At 43.7% G+C, this 18,908-nt stretch carries 17 protein-coding genes; 8 read left to right on the top strand and 9 right to left on the bottom strand.

Features of this window, described 5'->3' with window-relative positions; genetic code table 11:
- Positions 1-31 precede the first annotated feature (31 nt).
- Positions 32-652 carry an LON peptidase substrate-binding domain-containing protein gene (locus ATB74_RS00880; protein ID WP_061015845.1) on the bottom strand — a complete coding sequence of 207 codons (621 nt, stop codon included), beginning with the start codon at positions 650-652 and terminating at the stop codon, positions 32-34.
- A gap of 252 nt (positions 653-904) precedes the next feature.
- Between ATB74_RS00880 and ATB74_RS00875 the strand changes: the two genes are divergently transcribed.
- On the top strand, positions 905-1,291 hold the full coding sequence (locus ATB74_RS00875) for a tautomerase family protein (RefSeq protein ID WP_060980884.1): 387 nt from the start codon (positions 905-907) through the stop codon (positions 1,289-1,291).
- Between the two features lie 103 nt (positions 1,292-1,394).
- Here the strand turns inward: ATB74_RS00875 and ATB74_RS00870 are convergent, their stop codons facing one another.
- Positions 1,395-2,192 (bottom strand): DUF4344 domain-containing metallopeptidase, encoded by a 798-nt coding sequence (locus tag ATB74_RS00870; RefSeq protein WP_061015844.1) that lies wholly within the window; start codon positions 2,190-2,192, stop codon positions 1,395-1,397.
- 326 nt (positions 2,193-2,518) lie between these two features.
- Here ATB74_RS00870 and ATB74_RS00865 point away from each other — a divergent pair, with 326 nt between their 5' ends.
- Positions 2,519-2,875 (top strand): YibL family ribosome-associated protein, encoded by a 357-nt coding sequence (locus tag ATB74_RS00865; protein WP_060980886.1) that lies wholly within the window; start codon positions 2,519-2,521, stop codon positions 2,873-2,875.
- Positions 2,876-3,191: 316 nt separating this feature from the next.
- Positions 3,192-4,418 (top strand): sodium/glutamate symporter, encoded by a 1,227-nt coding sequence (gltS, locus tag ATB74_RS00860; RefSeq protein WP_048660602.1) that lies wholly within the window; start codon positions 3,192-3,194, stop codon positions 4,416-4,418.
- 199 nt (positions 4,419-4,617) lie between these two features.
- On the opposite strand, the gene norW is transcribed toward gltS, so the two are convergent.
- The 4 genes from norW to ATB74_RS00840 all read right to left on the bottom strand — a co-directional run bounded on the left by norW (position 4,618) and on the right by ATB74_RS00840 (position 9,434).
- Positions 4,618-5,787 (bottom strand): NADH:flavorubredoxin reductase NorW, encoded by a 1,170-nt coding sequence (gene norW / locus ATB74_RS00855; protein ID WP_061015842.1) that lies wholly within the window; start codon positions 5,785-5,787, stop codon positions 4,618-4,620.
- A gap of 1 nt (position 5,788) precedes the next feature.
- Positions 5,789-7,288, bottom strand: a complete 1,500-nt coding sequence (gene norV / locus ATB74_RS00850; RefSeq protein ID WP_061015840.1) for an anaerobic nitric oxide reductase flavorubredoxin — start codon at positions 7,286-7,288, stop codon at positions 5,789-5,791.
- 297 nt (positions 7,289-7,585) lie between these two features.
- Positions 7,586-8,242 (bottom strand): NAD(P)H-dependent oxidoreductase, encoded by a 657-nt coding sequence (locus ATB74_RS00845; RefSeq protein WP_060980889.1) that lies wholly within the window; start codon positions 8,240-8,242, stop codon positions 7,586-7,588.
- 325 nt (positions 8,243-8,567) lie between these two features.
- The gene (locus ATB74_RS00840; RefSeq protein ID WP_060980890.1) at positions 8,568-9,434 is read right to left on the bottom strand and encodes a hypothetical protein; all 867 of its coding nucleotides are present in this window, start codon (positions 9,432-9,434) and stop codon (positions 8,568-8,570) included.
- A 564-nt stretch (positions 9,435-9,998) separates the two neighbouring features.
- On the opposite strand from ATB74_RS00840, the gene ATB74_RS00835 reads away from it, so the two are divergent.
- The 3 genes from ATB74_RS00835 (at position 9,999) to ATB74_RS00825 (ending at position 13,813) form a co-directional block, all read left to right on the top strand.
- Positions 9,999-11,891 (top strand): PTS mannitol transporter subunit IICBA, encoded by a 1,893-nt coding sequence (locus tag ATB74_RS00835; RefSeq protein ID WP_061015838.1) that lies wholly within the window; start codon positions 9,999-10,001, stop codon positions 11,889-11,891.
- Between the two features lie 186 nt (positions 11,892-12,077).
- Entirely contained in the window at positions 12,078-13,226 is a 1,149-nt protein-coding gene (locus ATB74_RS00830) for a mannitol-1-phosphate 5-dehydrogenase (RefSeq protein ID WP_061015836.1), read from the top strand.
- Between the two features lie 50 nt (positions 13,227-13,276).
- Positions 13,277-13,813 carry an MltR family transcriptional regulator gene (locus ATB74_RS00825; RefSeq protein WP_208989042.1) on the top strand — a complete coding sequence of 179 codons (537 nt, stop codon included), beginning with the start codon at positions 13,277-13,279 and terminating at the stop codon, positions 13,811-13,813.
- A gap of 307 nt (positions 13,814-14,120) precedes the next feature.
- On the opposite strand, the gene nagB is transcribed toward ATB74_RS00825, so the two are convergent.
- Both nagB and ATB74_RS00815 read right to left on the bottom strand, forming a co-directional pair.
- A complete protein-coding gene (nagB, locus tag ATB74_RS00820; RefSeq protein ID WP_008216780.1) occupies positions 14,121-14,921 on the bottom strand; it encodes a glucosamine-6-phosphate deaminase in 801 nt (266 codons plus the stop codon).
- A gap of 566 nt (positions 14,922-15,487) precedes the next feature.
- A complete protein-coding gene (locus tag ATB74_RS00815) occupies positions 15,488-15,841 on the bottom strand; it encodes a DUF413 domain-containing protein (RefSeq protein ID WP_019819999.1) in 354 nt (117 codons plus the stop codon).
- A 154-nt stretch (positions 15,842-15,995) separates the two neighbouring features.
- Between ATB74_RS00815 and ATB74_RS00810 the strand changes: the two genes are divergently transcribed.
- On the top strand, positions 15,996-16,886 hold the full coding sequence (locus ATB74_RS00810; RefSeq protein WP_060980894.1) for a LysR family transcriptional regulator: 891 nt from the start codon (positions 15,996-15,998) through the stop codon (positions 16,884-16,886).
- Between the two features lie 185 nt (positions 16,887-17,071).
- Here ATB74_RS00810 and ATB74_RS00805 read toward each other — a convergent pair whose 3' ends face one another.
- Complete coding sequence (locus ATB74_RS00805) at positions 17,072-17,275, bottom strand: hypothetical protein (protein ID WP_061015833.1); 204 nt, start codon at positions 17,273-17,275, stop codon at positions 17,072-17,074.
- 235 nt (positions 17,276-17,510) lie between these two features.
- Between ATB74_RS00805 and ATB74_RS00800 the strand changes: the two genes are divergently transcribed.
- On the top strand, positions 17,511-18,887 hold the full coding sequence (locus ATB74_RS00800; RefSeq protein ID WP_061015831.1) for an AlkA N-terminal domain-containing protein: 1,377 nt from the start codon (positions 17,511-17,513) through the stop codon (positions 18,885-18,887).
- The last annotated feature ends 21 nt before the right edge of the window (positions 18,888-18,908 follow it).

Raw genomic sequence — 18,908 nt, 5'->3', positions numbered from 1 at the left:
TACTATACAAAATTATAGTGAAGAAAAGTGATTACTGCCCCGTAATGATTTGATTCAAAAAAGGAACTAGAGACGGAAAACTGGCTGGCTTCGTAAATTCTGTTTTCTTTTCCAATGGGATAGGCATCATTTCGAGCAATCGCGCACAGATCCATTGTGGGCTCTCGAAATCTGGAGTGGGATAGAGTGTTCTTATCGAATCGTGGTCGCGAAACAACTGAACCAAAAATGCGGTAAACACGTTTGGCACTTTATATTCATAGGCTGGCCAGTGAGGCAACAAGCTGAATTTACTTTTAATTAGGTTATCATCGTCTCGAAACGAGTCATGAAGTTGCACCAACTTTTCGCCTTCGACATCAATTTCCAATATCTGGTCATCCGACATATTGAAGTCGACGATGTTCACTTTTGTTCCCCAAGAACTGAGATGATCAGGATTCGAGTTGTCTTGAGTGGCGATAATGAAACCATCGCCCTGCGCTGCGTGAGCAACCATCGCGAGATACTTTGGCTCAAAAATGCGCAGTCTTTGACGACCTCCTGGTAACAGGAAGATGGGGAGAGGAAACACAGCGAGCTCTAGAGAAGACTCTACGGGTGTTTCTGGTTCGGCGTCTGTCCGCGTGGTCTTCCTCGGTGAATTCGGCACATAGCACTCCTTAGTTCAAATGTGATTTGAGAAGATATACGCGGGGAGGGTGGTGTTCGATCAATTCGCTTCGGCTTATGTTTGCAAAGGGATAGGTATTTTGTTGCACCTGTTCATAAATTCATTGTTTTTACCTTTTCTCATACGCGTCATTAGGTAATATGTGTACAAATAGTAAGCGAATGGGTGGTCGCAAGACGATGCTTCTATCTGACGTTCTTCTATACTTAACATTGCATCAAAGGAATGGTCATGATTGTTATTTATGGTATCAAAGAGTGCTTAAATCCAGTTAAGTTGCAGCTCTCTAATGTGTTGCAGCAGTGCTTGAACAGTGAGATGGGTTTACCCGATGACAAGCGAGCACATCGATTTGTGCCATTGGAACGAGATGACTTCTTTTACCCGGAAGGAAGAACAGAAGCCTATACCGTCATTGAGATCAACATGATGGAAGGTCGGGCGGTAAACACCAAAAAGCGCTTAATCAAGAAGATATTTTCTGAGATAGAGAAGCAGTTAGCTATCTCTCCAATTGATATCGAAATCACCATTAAGGAACAGCCATCGCACTGCTGGGGATTTCGAGGCATGACGGGCGATGAAGCTCAAGACCTGAAATATAAAGTGAAGGTCTAGGGTTTAAACTCTTAACTCTTAACACGTAAGACTTAAGCCAACCTATCGGGTTACGGCTTTGGAATTTGATACCAAAGCCGTTTGTCTCGTTCTCGACACGCATTTAAGCATCGTCGCTCCCTTTTAAATATTGGTGCCAATTTTCATTGATCACGTCAAAGTGCTCGACGCAGAACTCTTTTCTGTCTTTCAAATAGTCGTTTTCCACTTCATCGAGCAAGTTCTTATAGGCATCAGGATCGCTGCCATACACTAAGCATAACGTGGAGAAGTAACGCTGCAGGTCGAAACTGTGCTCGTCGATGTATTCCCCCAAGTCGTAATACTCCGGGCGGTTTTCTGACTCGAAAGCGAACATGTCAGCAGCGCTGATTGCTGCATCGGCGCCATGTTCCACATAATTCAGTAATAACACTGTCGCGAGGTTATCAACGGCATCTTCCTCTTTGCCCAGTATGGCAATTCTCTGGTCTTCGATATACGCATGGCCAGCTTCGTGCAGCAGAGTATGCAGCAAAGTATCGATAGCGCCGGTTTGCGCGGATTTCCCATACTCTTTTTCGTATTGGTTCTTTTCAAAATAATTGAGTGATTCAGCGTAAAAGCTATACGGGATTAGCACTTGATGCGTTTGTGGATCGTACAGCGGCCCTTCTTCCCCGCCGTATTGAATGGTTAATGGCTTTTCAAACATGAACAGTTGGTTTGACAGGTCGATCACGGTGTCATTAACACCACTGCTTTGAATCTCGCGTTTGAGCTGCTCTTCTTCGGCATTTTTCGGTGCAAAGTATTCGACGATTAAGTTACTTTGGGCTGTTTGTTCACTAGATGCATAAGTTGCGGCAAACATTGCACTCAGGGCTAGGCTACAGGTCAATGTTCTTTTCAATAATGTCATCGGCTATCCTTGTGATTACGCTGCGAATCAGAGTCGCTGCAGGGGTGGATACCCCAAGCTGTGTACTCTGAGTTAGTTACTGCGTTAGAGTATAAGTTTAGACGGAATTTTGATGCATCGAGGACTGCAATTTTTGAAGTAGGCGCTATCCTATCAATGAATAATCTGCTTAGAGGTTCGCCATAAAGAATAGGCAAGCTGAATGAGCGGTGTCGATGTGATTCGTTTCTGTTGGTAATTAACAGATAAATTTCGGTTCAAGTGAACCCTTGTGCTATACTCCGCGCCCCAATCCGAATTGGCTTGTTAAATCTTAGGAAATTATTATGAGTGTTAAAAACGAACTTCAACAAATTAACAACCGTCTAGACAAGTGTCGCCACAAGTTAGATGCTGCTAAAACTCGTAATGATCGTCCTGTTGTTCGTCAATTCGAGGAAGAGATTAAGAAGCTAACTAAGAAAATTGCCCAGCTTAAACACAAAGAAAGCTACGATGTGAATCAAGAGCGTAAATCTCTGATTGATATGCCATTTAGCCGCGAGATTACTAAGGCTGAGCAAGCGGATATGGGCAAACTTAAGAAGTCTGTAAAAGGGCTTGTAATTGTTCACCCAATGACAAAGATCGGTAAAGAGCTTCGCATTGAGGTTATGACTGGTTACGCACCGAAAAAATTCTAATTACCAGCGATGGTAATGAAAAAGGAGCTAGCAATAGCTCCTTTTTGCTTTTTTAGGTATTAAAAAAGCAGAATCAACGGCAAAAATACTCACGCCGTTTTTAACTTTTTGGAGGTGATTGTTGTCACAAATCCTTTTATCTCCTATAAAAGTTAACGTGCTACTAACATGGCACTAAGTGATCGCAGTAATGTGTTCGCTTTTCGAATCTACAATTTCTCTCCAGTTTGCATAAATATAGGTAGAGCAGCACCGATAATTACAAATAAAACTAGACTCATTAAGGAAGATGAGAACGTAAAAAAATAGAGGTTATATGAATCAATTAATTTCAATTGGACCACTAGAATCCTTCCTAATCGCGATTAGTGTTTTGTTTCTAGGTCATTTCGTCAATGCAAAGCTTCCGGTTCTCAAAAAGTACAACATTCCAGAGCCCATTGTCGGCGGCTTGATTGTCGCTTTTGCTATTACAGCCCTGCACTTTAACGGCCTTGATCTTGAGTTTTCTTTGCCCTTGCAGAACACCTTCATGTTGATGTTCTTTGCAACGGTCGGCCTTGCGGCTAACTACACGCAGCTGATGAAAGGTGGTGCCAAAGTCTTCCTATTTTTAGGGGTGGCTTCGGTTTACATCATTATCCAAAACGGTGTAGGCGTAACCTTAGCAACGGCACTAGGCCTTGAACCCTTGATGGGTTTGATTGCTGGCTCTATCACGCTTTCGGGTGGCCACGGTACAGGCGCGGCTTGGTCGCAAACTTTTGCAGATACGTTTGGCATTGCAAATACGCTAGAAATCGCAATGGCTTCAGCGACCTTTGGTTTGATCATCGGTGGTATTATCGGTAGCCCAGTGGCGCAAAAGCTGATTGATAAAAACCAGCTTGAATCTGAGTACGGCACTGGCACGCAAACGCACGAACGCTTCCCTGAACTGGTTACTTACAACGAGTATGAAGAAGACAAAGTGACGGCGAAGAAGGTGATTGAAGTGTTGTTCATCCTTCTTATCTGTATCACGGGTGCGAAGTACCTAGAGCAGTGGGTGGCGACTTTTGAAATTTCTTGGTTGATGATTCCTGACTTCGTTTACGCGTTGTTTATCGGTGTGTTCATCACTAACGTGTTTGAAGTGACTAAGCTGCATAAGACTGACAGCGAAACGGTCGATATTCTTGGTACGGTGTCATTGTCACTGTTCCTAGCAATGGCGCTAATGAGCCTTAAGCTTTGGAACATCTTTGACCTGGCGATTCCGTTCTTGGCTATCCTTGCAGTTCAGGCGGTTGTACTAGGTATTTTCTCTTACTTTGTGACATTCAAAGTAATGGGTTCTAACTACGACGCAGCGGTTATGGCGGGTGGTCACTGTGGTTTCGGCCTAGGTGCAACACCAACGGCAGTAATGAACATGGGTTCTTTGGTGAACAGATTCGGTCCGTCGCCACAAGCCTTCATGGTTGTACCAATTGTTGGTGCTTTCTTTATCGATATCGTTAACCTGATTATCCTTCAAGGTTACATCTCGTTTATCGGTTAAAGTTCGCTTTTGTTTAAGTGCGATAAGCTCATCGCACTAAGATGAATACAAGAAAGCCAGTCTGTTGACTGGCTTTTTTATTGCTTGCTTATACTAGAGTTGCTCTAGTATAAGCATCAAATTTTCCCGAATTTGATGCATTTTTGTGTTGAGTACAGTCGACCGATATAATGCGTCGACTGCTTTTACACCTTTGTACTTATGATGGTGAACTTATTTGCAACTCCTTTAGCAAAGGAAATGCGGCTTTGATGTGCTCTCCTGTGACAATGAACCCAACCAACTGGTTATCTTCATTGAAGCCTTTGGCGACTATACCTTTAGGATCGAATCGAGTTTCCCAGCTCTGAGCAGTGTGAATATCGCGCCCTGCAAGCTGAATAGGATAACTCGGTGTTTTCACCTTGGTGATCATATGAGGTAAGCTGAGCTTTGCTTCGCCTACTTTGCTCTCTCCTTTATCCATAGTCAGCTGCTTCGCCAACACGTTTGCCGACAAGATTGCTGGCTGCAAATAGGCCATCACACGACCTTCAATTTCAGCGCAATCACCAATCGCATACACATTGTTGGCACTGGTTTTCAGGGTGTCATCGACCACAATACCTCTGTTGACCTCAATTCCCGCTTGCGTGGCTAAAGCCGTATTTGGCCTTAACCCTGCTGCGGCAATCACGATATCTGCTCGTATTAATCGAGATGCGGTAGTTTGTAGCCTGACTCCATCATGAAGATAAGTCGCTCGACAAATCGCAGAGTCGGTTTCGACGGTAACCCCTGCTTTTGTCAGCTCCCTTTCTAACTCAAGTGAAACGAAAGGCGGCACAAGGCTATTCAATAGGTAACTTGCGGGTTCGATAATCGTGACATCTTTGCCCGCAGTTTGAAGATCGAATGCGAGCTCGACCCCAATCAAGCCTCCACCAATCACAGTGATACGTTGGGCGTCATCGATCTGAGCTTTGTGTTTCTCGAACTCTTCCAAACTATTTAACGTAATGGTCTCGCTGCGTTTAAGCCCTTCTGCTGGTGGTATGAAAGGTGTCGCGCCCGTTGCTAATACCAACTTTGAATAGTGGATGATTTGCCCATCAACATGAATACACTGCTGCTTGGTATCGATTTCATTGACTATAGCCTTGGTTTTGATGACCATGTTGTACTGCTCAGCCAATTGCTGAGCGTTATTAACGGCTAACGATTGTGGTGTTTGAGCCTGGCTGAATGCGTGTGAAAGATTCGGCTTACTGTACTCAACCCCTGCATCTGCCGTGATCATGGTAATCGCGATATCTTGGTCAATTTTCCGTACTATCTTTATGGTTTGTAGGGCGGCGAAACCACCACCCACAATCACAATGTTCGACATGTTACTTCTCCACAAACACTTCTTTGCCTAAATGGCATTCTGGGCAAAGGAAATCATCCGGCACTTGTGCCCATGGTGTTCCCGGTTCAACACCTTGGTACGGTTCGCCTAGTTTTGGGTCGTACACCCATTCACACACAGTGCAACGCCAGCACGTGCAATCTGCACTATGTATAGGCTTAACTTGCGTTTGTTCTAGGTTCAGTTCTGCTGTGTCCTTTAGCTCTGTTGTGGTGCTTGTCGGTGCTGATTCGATGCGTTGAACGTTGCGCTCCACTTGCTTAGGTTGGCTAACCTCGGTTTCATCGGTGCGCCAAACCTCGGCCAGTGTCATCCCGTAATCAATACATTGACGAAGTGCGTCTGTATCTGGTTTCCAGTGGATGTGCTGAGGTGCGCTAACCTCGAAGTTGGCTTCACGTAAGCGAGAGTCGATGCGTTTTACTGCGCCGCCAGTCCAACCTGAAGAACCAAATGCTGCGGCTCTTTTTCCTGCAAAGCGCAGGCCGTGTATTTCTTCAAGTAGCGCGGCGATTTGCGGCATCATCACGTTGTTCATGGTCGATGAACCAACAAGCACACCCTTTGAGCGGAAGATATTGGCAAGGATGTCATTCTTGTCGTGCTTAGAAATATTGAACACCTTGATCGCCGTTTCTGGGCTGCCTTTGCGGATACCTTTAGCGATCGCATCAGCCATCATGCGAGTGTTGTTCGACATGGTGTCGTAGACAATGGTGATGCGATCTTCTTTGTAGGCCTTCGACCACTCGTAATATTGCTCAACGATTTGGGTCGCGTTGTCGCGCCAAATACAGCCGTGAGAAGTAGCAATAACATCGATTGGCACGCCTAAGCTCAGCACTTCTTCAATCTTTGCTTTAACCAGCGGCGCAAACGGTGTCAGGATGTTCGAGAAGTAACGCAGACATTGTTCATGCAGCTCGACTTGGTCTAGTTGGTCATTGAATAGGTTTTCGTCGCAGTAGTGTTGGCCGAAAGCGTCGTTACTAAACAGGATCTCATCACCAGTTAAGTAAGTCGCCATTGAATCTGGCCAGTGCAGCATTTTCATCTCAACGAAGATAAGTTGCTTGCCGTTACCCACATCAAGGGTGTCACCGGTTTTGACGGTTCTGAAATTCCAGTCTGGTTGGTGGTGATGGCCAACAATGGAGGTCACTCCAGCTTCAGTACAATAAACCGGCGTGTTCGGGATTTTAGCAAGCAGCGCAGACAGCGCGCCTGAGTGGTCTTCTTCAGCGTGCTGACAAATGATGTAGTCGATCTCGTTGATATCGATTTCCATCTCTAGGTTTGCAAGGAATTGCTCAGTAAAGCGATGATCGACAGTATCGACAAGCACTGTCTTCTCTTCACGGATCAGGTACGAGTTATAACTCGTACCTTTGTTCATATGGTATTCCTTACCGTGGAAGTGTTCGGTTTCCCAATCGTGGACGCCGACCCAATGAACATTTGATTTAACGTGAATAGTCATAATGATAATACCTTATTGAAATATCTAAGGCTCTCATTGCACTAGTTGTGCCATGTTTTTAACTTATTGTTTTAGTTGTATTTGTTTGCTTTTTGGGCTTTCAGTTGTGTCTTAATGACTTGTTGTGTTTTCATGTTAAAATGAGCTTGTCGAGTCATTTTAACATTTTAGGTTGATAGTGGTTTGGATAAATAACAGATACAAAAAAAAGGCCAGACGAGAGTCTGGCCAAGTAAAGCAGTGCGATTTGTTTGTTTCAGCTATTACAGCGTTGTGCCTATTATAGCGCGGTAACTGTTATAGCGTGGTAACGACTTCATCAAGAGCTAGGCGCGCTTTTGGTTTACCGTGGTTGTAGTCTTCGCCGTCTTTGTGGTAGCCGATAGCCAGTGCAACATCAACAACGTGGCCTTCTAGTTCGTCAGCAAACTCTTCGCCGATCATAGCTGCGTCTACACCTTCCATCGGTGTTGAAGCGATGCCAAGACGAGCTAGCGTGTGCAGTATGTTACCTAGTGCGATGTAAACTTGAGACTTAGTCCAGTTTCCGTTGAAACCAGTCTCATCTGTGTTCATTTCTGCGAATGCGTAAGCACCTAAGAATTGCTCGTACATTTCAGCGGGTAGGTGACCAGAGCTAACTTCTGTATCTGCACGCTTCGCGAATTTCTCTTTAGTGTATTTAGGATCGTGAGCAAACAGGATCGTGTGTGACGCTTCTTTCGCATGTGGTTGGTTAAACTGGAACATGTTTTCGAAAGTATTGTGGAAGCGTTGTTTTGCTGCGTCACTCTCAATGATGATGAATTTCCAAGGCTGAGAGTTGATAGAAGAAGCTGACAAACGAAGTGCTTCTTTGATTACTTCCATGTCTTCCGCAGAGATGCGCTTTTCTGCATCGTATTTTTTAGCTGTGTAGCGAGTGTTTAGATCTGAAATGATTGGATGAGTCATGTTGAATCCTAATATCTATCAATAATAAATGTTGTAGGGTTTTATGTTCGGTAACGTCAACAATAAACGGATAACGCATTTAGGCTGTATCTCTATAGAAGTCGTTTCTAGAACAGTCAGCCCCTAAAAGGCTGAACGCTTAAATGGCTATCGAACATGCCCCAATAAATCGAGTATCTGCGGTAGCTCAAGTCGATGGGTGTAAGATAATAGAAGAGTTACTCGGGAAAAATAGCGAACATATCAAATCACTATGGTTAATAATGTCCATAATGATTCGATAAGTGTGATCTTAGTGGATGTGGGGATGTCTAGATTCAGTAGTTTAGTACGCCTTGATACCATATTGACGCAACAATGGTGGAAGTACGCTGTCTAGGTTTGGAATATCTTCTGGCGTGATTTCGATTAAGCCAAAACCATGCTCTTCATAGATTTTTCTCGTAGTTTCACGTTTATCTTCGGCGATGGGCGCAGAATCGGTTCCCCAGAACTGGATGTACACTTTGCCACTTGGTAGATAAAAATCGCTGATCACTTCTTTTGATATCGGAAGCGGACGCTCGTACGCATGAACCACTCCTGCCATATAAAGCCAGTTATCGATGATCAGTTCTCCCTTTGAACGAACATAATGCCCATCTAAGCTTCGGTGCTTCGCCTCGAATTTCTGACGAAAACTGGAGAATGACACATCGGTCGAGTGGCTTTCAGCATCATGCCCTAGGAATTCAACAACAGACTGCTTCAAACGTTTATTGCGAACCAACGAGTCGTGCCATACGACGAATAAGTTTTGAGTCGCTTTGTCTTCTCTTTGTTCACCTCCGGCTTTTAAGCCTGTAGAGGTGACGTGCCAACCATCTTCTTCTTTTGTTATCCAACCAAGCTCATTGAGCAGTAAGTTGATCTTCTTTGCGCTAAGTTGAAAAGCACTGCCCAGTTGAGTCGCGGTTAGTGTTTTTCCAGAAAATGAATCTAAGTCGATAAGCAGTTTTTCCGGCCAGACAATAAAGACACCAAACTTTTTATGCTCCACATACTCTCCACCAAAACTTTCACCTCGCTCAGTCAGTACCCAACGCTCTTGTGAACGTACGATATAGCCGGCCATTTTTAGGTCACTAAATAGAGTTTTAGCTTCTATGTCTCTCTGTTTCGCGAGAGCCGATGTGGAGATCTTGTCTGACATAGTCTTCTCTTAAGTCGTTATTGGAATACTGGATAATGTTGGGGTAGGAATTACAAACTAGAATAACACAACTATTTTACGCAATTTCGCTCCTTCATTGTTCATGTATTTTGAGGTTTGGGCGTTAGGAGAATCAGAATATTGAAAGATAGGCTTTAGTTTGTTTTTGTAATTAAATTACAAAATGATGGGTTTAATTCATCCGGGTGCATAGAAAACACACTTAGAATGGCGTTCTTTCATACATGGCTTATAGTTTTTAGGGTGTGTCTTTTATTAAGTGTGATCTGTATCGCTAATTATTTTTGATGGCCAAGTCTTCAAGTGTGATCTAGATCTTATGTGAATGAGATTTATTATCGTTAATTTTGCTTTGTAATTTTAATTCATGGTGTTTTTGTGATCTAAGTCGTTTGCAGTAACCCCTAAGTGTTTTTCGCGCGTGACTGATATCACGAAAATTGGCTTGAGGTGCATTTTGGAAATGTTGTGATACATTTCAATCAACTTTTGAGCACACACTTTCGGTCATTTGACCAACCAATACACTACGGGGTTCTACCTATGTTATCACCAGAAGCGAAGATCAAGGTTCAAAACTTTGGTCGTTTCTTATCCAATATGGTAATGCCAAACATCGGCGCATTTATTGCGTGGGGTTTCATTACTGCACTATTCATTCCAACAGGTTGGTGGCCTAACGAAACGTTAGCATCAATGGTTGGTCCTATGATTACATACCTACTGCCATTATTGATTGGTTACACCGGTGGTAAAATGGTTGGTGGTGACCGCGGTGCGGTAGTCGGTGCCATCACAACAATGGGTGTGATCGTTGGTACTGATATCCCAATGTTTATGGGTGCAATGATTGTGGGTCCACTAGGTGGTATCGCAATCAAGAAATTCGATGAAGCTGTTCACGGCAAAGTGAAGAGTGGTTTCGAAATGCTAGTGAACAACTTCTCCGCTGGTATCATCGGCATGATCTGCGCGATCATCGCGTTCATCGTGATTGGCCCTGCAGTTAAAGTTCTATCTTCTGGTTTAGCGGCTGGCGTTAACGTAATGGTTGAAGCGGGTGCACTACCTCTTGCTTCTATCTTCGTAGAACCTGCGAAAATCCTTTTCCTAAACAACGCAATCAACCACGGTATCTTCTCTCCTCTAGGTATTCAGCAGTCAGAAGAGATAGGCCGTTCAATCTTCTTCCTAATCGAAGCGAACCCAGGTCCAGGTCTAGGTCTACTACTTGCTTACATGGTGTTTGGTAAAGGTAGCGCAAAGCAATCTGCTGCTGGTGCATCTATCATCCACTTCTTAGGTGGTATCCACGAAATTTACTTCCCTTACGTTCTAATGAACCCACGTCTAATCCTTGCGGTAATCGCAGGTGGTATGGCTGGTGTATTCACTAACGTAGTGTTCGACTCTGGTCTTATCTCTCCAGCATCACCAGGTTCTATCTTTGCAATCTTACTGATGACGCCAAAAGGCTCTTACATTGGTGTTGTTCTTTCTGTTATCGCTGCAACAGCAGTATCTTTCGTAGTCGCTTCAATCCTACTTAAGACTTCAGCTCAAGATGACGAAGAAGATTCTCTAGAAAAAGCTTCTGCACAAATGAAAGGCATGAAAGCGTCTTCAAAAGGTGCAGCATCAGAAGCAAACGTAAACCTGGCGGATGTAAAAGCAGTTTATGTAGCGTGTGATGCGGGTATGGGTTCAAGTGCTATGGGTGCAGGTCTACTACGTAAGAAAGTAGCAACGGCTGGCCTAGATATTGAAGTAACCAACTACGCAATCAACAACCTACCGGCTGATTCGCAAATTGTTATTACGCATAAAGACCTAACAGACCGTGCTCGCAAAACCATTCCTGGTGCAATGCACATGTCTCTTAACAACTTCTTAGACGGCGCAGTATACGACAACCTAGTAGCAGAACTGGTTGAAGCACAAAGTGGTGAAGCGAAGGTAGAAGCTCCGGCTCCTGCAGCAGCGCCAGCTCAAGAAGGCAACAAGCTTGCACTTACTAATGACAGCATCTTCCTTGGCCTTAAAGCGACTCAGAAAGAAGACGCAATCAAGTTTGCTGGCGACCAATTGGTAAAACTTGGCAATGTATCTCCAGAGTACGTAGATGGCATGTTTGCTCGTGAAGAGCTTGTATCTACTTACCTTGGCGAGTCTATCGCAGTACCACACGGAACAATCGAAGCGAAGCAATACGTACAAAAAACCGGCATCGTTTTCTGTCAGTACCCTGAAGGTATTCAGTGGGGCGAAGATGAAGACGATATCGCGAAGATGGTTATCGGTATTGCCGCACAAGGCGATGAGCACAACATGGTGCTGATGGCTATTACCAATTCACTTGATGATGAAGACGCTGTGGAATGCCTACAGAACACAACAAACCCTGCTGATGTTCTACGTATTCTCAACGGAAACTAAAAAGCTCTAGTCAAGCTCCTAAGTGAAGGAGGCCGGTATCCCCCTACTGGCCTCATTTTCGGTCTAAATCTGTCTTAACAAGATTCAGTCTGAATAGCTTACTGCTTAATGCTTTTAGGGCACATCGTCAAGGCATGTTGTTGAGCAGTTAGCTATCTAGATTCAAATATTTATAAGGTCAAAATTATGAAAGCGTTACATTTTGGTGCAGGTAATATCGGTCGTGGCTTCATCGGTAAACTTCTTTCTGACGCTGGTATGAAGGTTACTTTTGCTGACGTAAATGAAACGGTTGTTAATGCGTTAATTGAACGCCAAGAATACCCAGTGAAGATTGTTGGTGAAGAGTGTGTTGTTGAAATCGTTAAGAACGTGACGGCAGTAAACTCAGCGACAAGCGCTGTGGTAGATTGCATTGCTGAGTCTGACATTGTGACCACTGCGGTTGGTCCAACGGTTCTTAAAATTATCTCTAAGTCTATTGCTCAAGGCATTGAAAAGCGTGCAGCGGCAAACAACACCGCGCCAATGAACATCATCGCAGCAGAGAACATGGTTCGTGGTACTAGCCAGCTTAAAGCTGCTGTTTTAGAGCACCTTTCTGACGAAATGAAAGCGTTCACTGAAGCGCATATTGGCTTTGTTGATTCAGCGGTTGACCGTATCGTACCACCAGCAGAAGCAGGCGAAACAGACCCACTAGCAGTAACAGTTGAAACGTTCAGCGAGTGGATCGTAGACCAAACACAATTCAAAGGTGATATTCCAAACATCCCTGGTATGGAATGCACTGATAACCTAATGGCTTTCGTTGAGCGTAAACTGTTCACATTAAATACAGGCCACCTAGTAACAGCATACCTGGGTGTACTTGCTGGTCACGAGACAATTAAAGATGCTATTGAAGACCAATCGATCTACTCTGAAGTAAAAGCAACAATGGAAGAGAGTGGTGAAGTTCTGATCAAGCGTTACGGCTTTGATCGAGATGCACATGCCGCTTACATTTTGAAAATTCTTGGCCGTTTTGCAAACCCATTCCTGCGTGATGAAGTAGACCGCGTGGGCCGTCAGCCTATTCGTAAACTGAGCCCACAAGACCGCTTAGTTAAGCCATTGAACGGTACATTAGAGTACGATCTTCCGAACGCTCACCTAGTAAAAGCGATTGCTGCAGCATTTCATTACAAGAATGAAGACGACCCACAAGCGGTTGAACTTCAAGCAATGTTCACAGAAAAAGGTTTTGCTGAGACATTAGCGCATTATTCTGAGCTGAATATCGATTCAGAAGTTGTTAAACTAGCGGAACAAGCTTATCTAGCATTGAAATGATAAATCATCAAAGTGCCACCCCGGTGGCACTTTCTTATTGCCGAGCCGTTATGCCAATACAAACTAGCCATGAAACTGAATTACTTGAAGCCCTATCAGAAGCTGAGAGTGCTGGCGCCTGCCTAATGGCTGCTTACGATGCATTGGATGACACGGTAGATGCCGTATTAAAGAATATCTTTAAGAAAGATGACACTGCAATTAAGTTCGTTGTAGAACCTCTTCTTAACAGCGGTGGCCCGTTAGGCGAGATTATGATTCGCGCTAAGCTACTATTAGGGCTTGGTGTCATCAGTAAAGAGCTTTATGACGATTTAGAGGTTTTCGTTACCTTGAAAGAGTGGGCGAAAATACAGGGTGACGACACCAGTTTCACAGAAGTTGATGTGATATTTGAGCTCAACAAGGTACACGCGATTCAGCGTATTATGCCAATCGAATATGATGCGGAGATGGTGGAGACCATGTCTGGTCCAATGCTTGAAATGTTTTTGGGGCGACATAATCAAAAAGTGAAGTCGACGATCGTTTTAGCTATCACTGACATTATCACTACCTTGTGCAGAGATAACGCTCTGAGTTCTTAGCTCTAGTTTATAGTCTTGCTTATCTTATCTTATCTTGTTTTGCATCCTACATATCTTGTAGCTATTCGTTCGTTTCAATCCAAAACTTAAAATGATGGCGGTTTCTCTAGTTTGAGAAATCGCTTTTTTGTATTAACTCCAGCCCCCTACTGCTTCCGAGCTAAGCATGACACGAATTGACGATTCTGATGTCGATTACAATCTGCACGTTTTGTTTTAATTGTTGGATAGTCTTGTACCTTGACCGCGAATTTCAGGTACAAAAAAAGCCACATAATGTGGCTTTTTGTCTCAACAAAACCTGAGATTATAGGTCTTGGATGTTTTCAGCTTCTAGCTCTTGGAAGTAGCGTAGAGTCTTAACTTTTAGCTCTTGTTGAGCTGGCTCATCAGCAACGATGATAGCTTTACGGTGCATCTGTAGAGCTGTAACAGTCCACATGTGGTTTACAGAACCTTCGATAGCCATTTGAAGTGCTTGAGCTTTGTTGTGGCCTAGAGAAAGGATCATTACTTCTTCTGAATCTAGAAGAGTAGCAACACCGATAGTTAGTGCGTATTTAGGAACTTGGTTGATGTCGCCATCGAAGAAACGAGAGTTCGCGATACGAGTGTCTTCAGTCAACGTTTTGATACGAGTGCGTGAAGATAGAGAAGAACCTGGTTCGTTGAATGCGATGTGACCGTCGATGCCTACGCCGCCCATGAACAGGTTGATTTTGCCGTATGAACGGATTTTCTCTTCGTATGCTGCACAGTGAGCATCGATGTCTTCAGCTTGACCGTCTAGCAGATTGATGTTTTCTGCTTGAATATCAACGTGGTTGAAGAAGTTCTCGTGCATGAATGTGCGGTAAGACTCTGGGTGGTTAGGGTCGATACCAACGTACTCATCCATGTTGAATGTTACAACGTGCTTGAAGCTAACTTCGCCAGCTTTGTAAAGTTCAATTAGCTCAGCGTAAGTAGTTAGAGGTGTGCTACCAGTAGGAAGACCTAGTACAAATGGACGCTCAGCAGTTGGCGCGAATTTGTTAATAGAATCTGCGATATGACGAGCAGCCCATTTACCTACTTTAGCTTTGTTGCTTAATGGAATAAGTCTCATTGATTTTGCCCCTAGAAATAAAATTTTATTGTGTTCTGAAACATTAATTCGCATTATAAAATAAGTTATCATGTTCCGCTATTGTTTTAGGTCAAGTTTTTGCTTTTTTCGTCATATGTGTGACTAGAACTCTCAAAATTGCACAATTATTGTATGGATATTTAGTTACGTTAAACAAGATTAATACGTTTGTCATATAGAGCAATATTGATCCAATTCAGCGCCTGAAAGGGACGGGGTTTCTACGTATTAATAAGTATTGAGGTATTGATATGCTTCGGCGTATTAACAAGCTTTGAAAGTATAGTTGAGGTTAGAAAATAATGATGGCAATGTGGAGTTCTCGTGATAAAAGAAAGGCGTGGGACGAGAACAATAAATCTAATTGGGATGAATACTCATGTGCTCGAACCTGAGTTGTGTTGTATTTATGCTATCACCATGAATTTTATATAAATATTGGTAAAATTGTCCAGGTTAGCTAAACTTATCAGTCATGATGAAGAAATGTGTTTTGAAGGCAAAAAAAAGCCCAAAGTGATGAGGAATCACTTTGAGCGGTTTTACTAATCTTCTAACACTAACTCACTTTCGTATTCTTCCCTAGGCACTTCGCCGCGTTTGCAGCCGTTTAGGGTATGAAAGCGACGGCGTCCACGAGCCAGTTGAATGTACTTCAACCAAACACGCTCTAACTTGGACTTTGCCTTATGAGGGTGAGATAACACTTTAATGAAGTGTTTTTCTTCTGCATTGATTGGTGCTAGTTCACCAGTCTCAAGTGCAAGCATAGTATCACCAAACAAGGTTAGGATTTCCTCTTCTGAAAGAGTAAAATCACCCGACTTAGCGAACCCTCGTGGGAATTTAATGGTGTCATAAAAACGTTTTTTTCCGTGTCGGAATTCGGTCTCAGACATATCAGCCTCAGTAATGTGGTTAGATAGAAATTAGTGTTTATTGCTCACGCGAAAATATTGTTAAAAGGCTAAAATAGGAAACAAAACGTTTTTGCCTTTACGATAAACAATCCTAGATCGGCTAGTTAGCAGATTTATTACAGAGATGTATTTGATGGATGTGAAAGTATTTAGAACCTTTCTTGAGGTTGCAAGGGTGCGCCATTTTGGGCGTGCAGCTGAAAACTTGTATTTAACACAAGCGGCGGTGAGTGCGCGGATCAAACAGCTTGAAGGCTATTTTGATACTCAACTCTTCATTCGTGATCGCAATAACATCAAACTCACATCTTCCGGTGAACGTTTGATTGGTTATGCCGAAGTGATGGTGTCCACCCTACAACAAGCCAAATTTGAGTTGTCGTTAGAGAGTGGTAAAGCCTTGCAGTTAACGCTGGGTGGCACGCCGAATATTTGGGATGCGTATCTACAAAACTGTTTAAGTGTGGTGACCGACTCTTTTGGTGGTTACGGCTTTATGGCAGAGGTGATGGGGCGCGAGCAACTGAACCGAAACTTGTTAGAACGAACTTTAGATATGGCGTTCGCGTTCGATCAGATCAAAGCGGAAGAGCTGAACTGTAAAAAAGTGGCTGATTTGGTTTTGGTGTTGGTATCAACACAGCAAGATGATCTGGAATCGGTATTCCAACATAAATATGTGTATGTTGATTGGGGAACGCGCTTCGGTTCAGAACACGCAGAGCGTCACCCTAAAGTTCCGGCACCTTATCTTCGTACCTCTACAGCGCGTATTGCCCTCGATTTCATTTTAGAGAAAGGCGGTAGTGCGTATCTTCCGGTGTCTCTAGTCGAACCTTTTATCGATTCGGGTCAGCTATACAAGGTCAAAGGGGTTGAAGACTGGTATCGCCCAATTTACCTAAGCTACCGTAAAAGCAGTACCTCGGTTGATGCGATCATGCAGGTTGAGAAGTTGGTTAATGAAATTGACCCATCGACTGCTTACACGTTGCAACAAGCCGCTGAACAAGCACCTGAGTAACGGCAGTTGCTGTATTCAATGTGCTTTGTTGATTAAATAAAAATGGCTCCTAACTAGTTATATAGTTGGGAGCCATTTTTGTTTTTAACGAGCTAGGGTGACCAGTTACTTACTACGATTGGTATTAGCCTCTAATTCTGATAAAACCGTTTAAGCCTGGTATGTGTAGCCTTTTAAAAAAAGCCCTATAGGTTCATTAGATTCTCAATAGATTCTTCAAGAGAGTGTGACATGTATGAATGAATTTGATTGCCATCCGTTGCGTCAATCTCAATCATAGAAATCCCGTTGTCCGCTTTGTCTTCAAGAAAGCTCAGAGATTGCTCGACTGATCGACTGGTGAGAACCTGTTGATTTGATAAAACAATACGACATGTGTGTAGAACCATAGCCTTTTCCTTTTTATATTCGATAGGTCTCTGCATCTTGGCGTGCTAAGTACCGATCGTTGACGTTGTGAGAAGAATGCCTTCTCAAGGTTAAATTTAGTCGAATTGAATAAAAAGAAAACCTTTTTTGTGATTTATCTAACCTTCACTTCCGAAAGTGGCTAGCGACAATGGTGGTTCACGGTAAACTTTTAGTTATCGGATCAAACGCTATGGCAAACGGGAAGAGTACAGCATGTCGAAAAAGATCAATCACAACAGCACCTTAACCAGTGAGCAGTGTCATTTGGCTCGATATGCGCGAGATGCTCGCTTTGATGGTATGTTTTTTACGGCAGTGAAAACGACAGGGATTTTTTGTCGCCCGATTTGCCCAGCAAGTCCACCCAAAGAAGAAAATGTCGAATATTTTTCCCATCAAGCTCAAGCATTGAAAGCGGGGTATCGCCCATGTTTGCGTTGCCGACCAGACAGCGCGCCTTTTTCTCCAGCATGGAAGGGCGTTGAAACCACTTTCTTACGTGCGATGCGGTTGATTGATAACGGCGCGCTGAATTCAGGAACTATCGTTGACCTTGCAACGCGGTTAGGTATTTCCGATCGTTACTTACGAACCTTATTCGATAATTACATCGGTGTGTCGCCCAAGCAGTACAGTCTTTATAGCCAATTGATGTTTGCCAAGCAGTTGCTACATACCAGCAGCATGAGTATTACTGATGTCGGCTTTGCAAGTGGCTTTAATAGCACGCGCCGCTTCAATGATGCCTTTCTAAAAGAGCTGCAGCTTTCGCCAAGCCAAATTAGGCGAGCGAAGCCGAGTGACACTCTGGGGAATCATATTCAGCTTGGTTTTAATGGACCCTTAGATTGGAATTACTTGTTGGGTTTCTATCGACGAAGAATGATTGAGGGCTTAGAAGACGTTGGCGAAGATTATTATAAGCGCACGGTAAATGTGAACGGGTCAAAGGGTTGGTTCAAGGCGACTTTAGCCAAAGAAAATCGCTTGGATATTGAATTTGAGTTGGATGATATAAGCCAATTGAGAAGCTTGATTGCGAATATTCGACGTATGTTCGATCTTGATGTCGATATTGCAAAAATCGAGGCCTTCTTTGAGACTATCGATCCTAACTTGGTGGCCAAGAGTGGTATCCGTATTCCCGGCGTATGGAATCCTTGGGAAGCAGGAGTGAGAGCGATCCTCGGGCAGCAAGTCTCGGTAACCGCAGCGATTGGCCAGCTCAACTTATTGGTTAAAGAGCTTTCTGATGCATCCGAGAAAGCGTATTTCCCAACGCCTAAGCAGATAGCGGAGGCTGATGTTAGCTTTTTAAGAATGCCGGGAAGCCGCAAAGAGACCCTAAAGCGTTTTGCCGAATACATGGTCGACAATGAAACTGAGCATCCTTCTAAATGGATTGAGCTAAAAGGCATTGGGCCTTGGACAATTCAATACGCGCTGCTTCGCGGGTTAAGCGAGCCTAACCACTTGTTGGTTGGTGATTTGGTAGTGAAGAAGTTCATCGAGTATCGTCCTGCCATTAATACAGAGAGTGTTTCACCTTGGGGGAGCTACGCCACGTTCCATTGCTGGAATCAGTCTTAATAGAAGCAACCCGCGAACATG

This window comes from Vibrio splendidus, from assembly GCF_001557875.1.
GTDB lineage: Bacteria > Pseudomonadota > Gammaproteobacteria > Enterobacterales > Vibrionaceae > Vibrio > Vibrio splendidus_F.
This window is presented reverse-complemented; position numbering and strand designations above follow the sequence as displayed.

Coding starts and splice junctions, on each gene's coding strand:
- ATB74_RS00875 (WP_060980884.1), top strand. CDS start 905: ATGATTGTTATTTATGGTATCAAAGAGTGCTTAAATCCAGTTAAGTTG.
- ATB74_RS00870 (WP_061015844.1), bottom strand. CDS start 2,192: ATGACATTATTGAAAAGAACATTGACCTGTAGCCTAGCCCTGAGTGCA.
- ATB74_RS00865 (WP_060980886.1), top strand. CDS start 2,519: ATGAGTGTTAAAAACGAACTTCAACAAATTAACAACCGTCTAGACAAG.
- gltS (WP_048660602.1), top strand. CDS start 3,192: ATGAATCAATTAATTTCAATTGGACCACTAGAATCCTTCCTAATCGCG.
- norW (WP_061015842.1), bottom strand. CDS start 5,787: ATGTCGAACATTGTGATTGTGGGTGGTGGTTTCGCCGCCCTACAAACC.
- norV (WP_061015840.1), bottom strand. CDS start 7,288: ATGACTATTCACGTTAAATCAAATGTTCATTGGGTCGGCGTCCACGAT.
- ATB74_RS00845 (WP_060980889.1), bottom strand. CDS start 8,242: ATGACTCATCCAATCATTTCAGATCTAAACACTCGCTACACAGCTAAA.
- ATB74_RS00840 (WP_060980890.1), bottom strand. CDS start 9,434: ATGTCAGACAAGATCTCCACATCGGCTCTCGCGAAACAGAGAGACATA.
- ATB74_RS00835 (WP_061015838.1), top strand. CDS start 9,999: ATGTTATCACCAGAAGCGAAGATCAAGGTTCAAAACTTTGGTCGTTTC.
- ATB74_RS00830 (WP_061015836.1), top strand. CDS start 12,078: ATGAAAGCGTTACATTTTGGTGCAGGTAATATCGGTCGTGGCTTCATC.
- ATB74_RS00825 (WP_208989042.1), top strand. CDS start 13,277: ATGCCAATACAAACTAGCCATGAAACTGAATTACTTGAAGCCCTATCA.
- nagB (WP_008216780.1), bottom strand. CDS start 14,921: ATGAGACTTATTCCATTAAGCAACAAAGCTAAAGTAGGTAAATGGGCT.
- ATB74_RS00815 (WP_019819999.1), bottom strand. CDS start 15,841: ATGTCTGAGACCGAATTCCGACACGGAAAAAAACGTTTTTATGACACC.
- ATB74_RS00810 (WP_060980894.1), top strand. CDS start 15,996: ATGGATGTGAAAGTATTTAGAACCTTTCTTGAGGTTGCAAGGGTGCGC.
- ATB74_RS00805 (WP_061015833.1), bottom strand. CDS start 17,275: ATGGTTCTACACACATGTCGTATTGTTTTATCAAATCAACAGGTTCTC.
- ATB74_RS00800 (WP_061015831.1), top strand. CDS start 17,511: ATGTCGAAAAAGATCAATCACAACAGCACCTTAACCAGTGAGCAGTGT.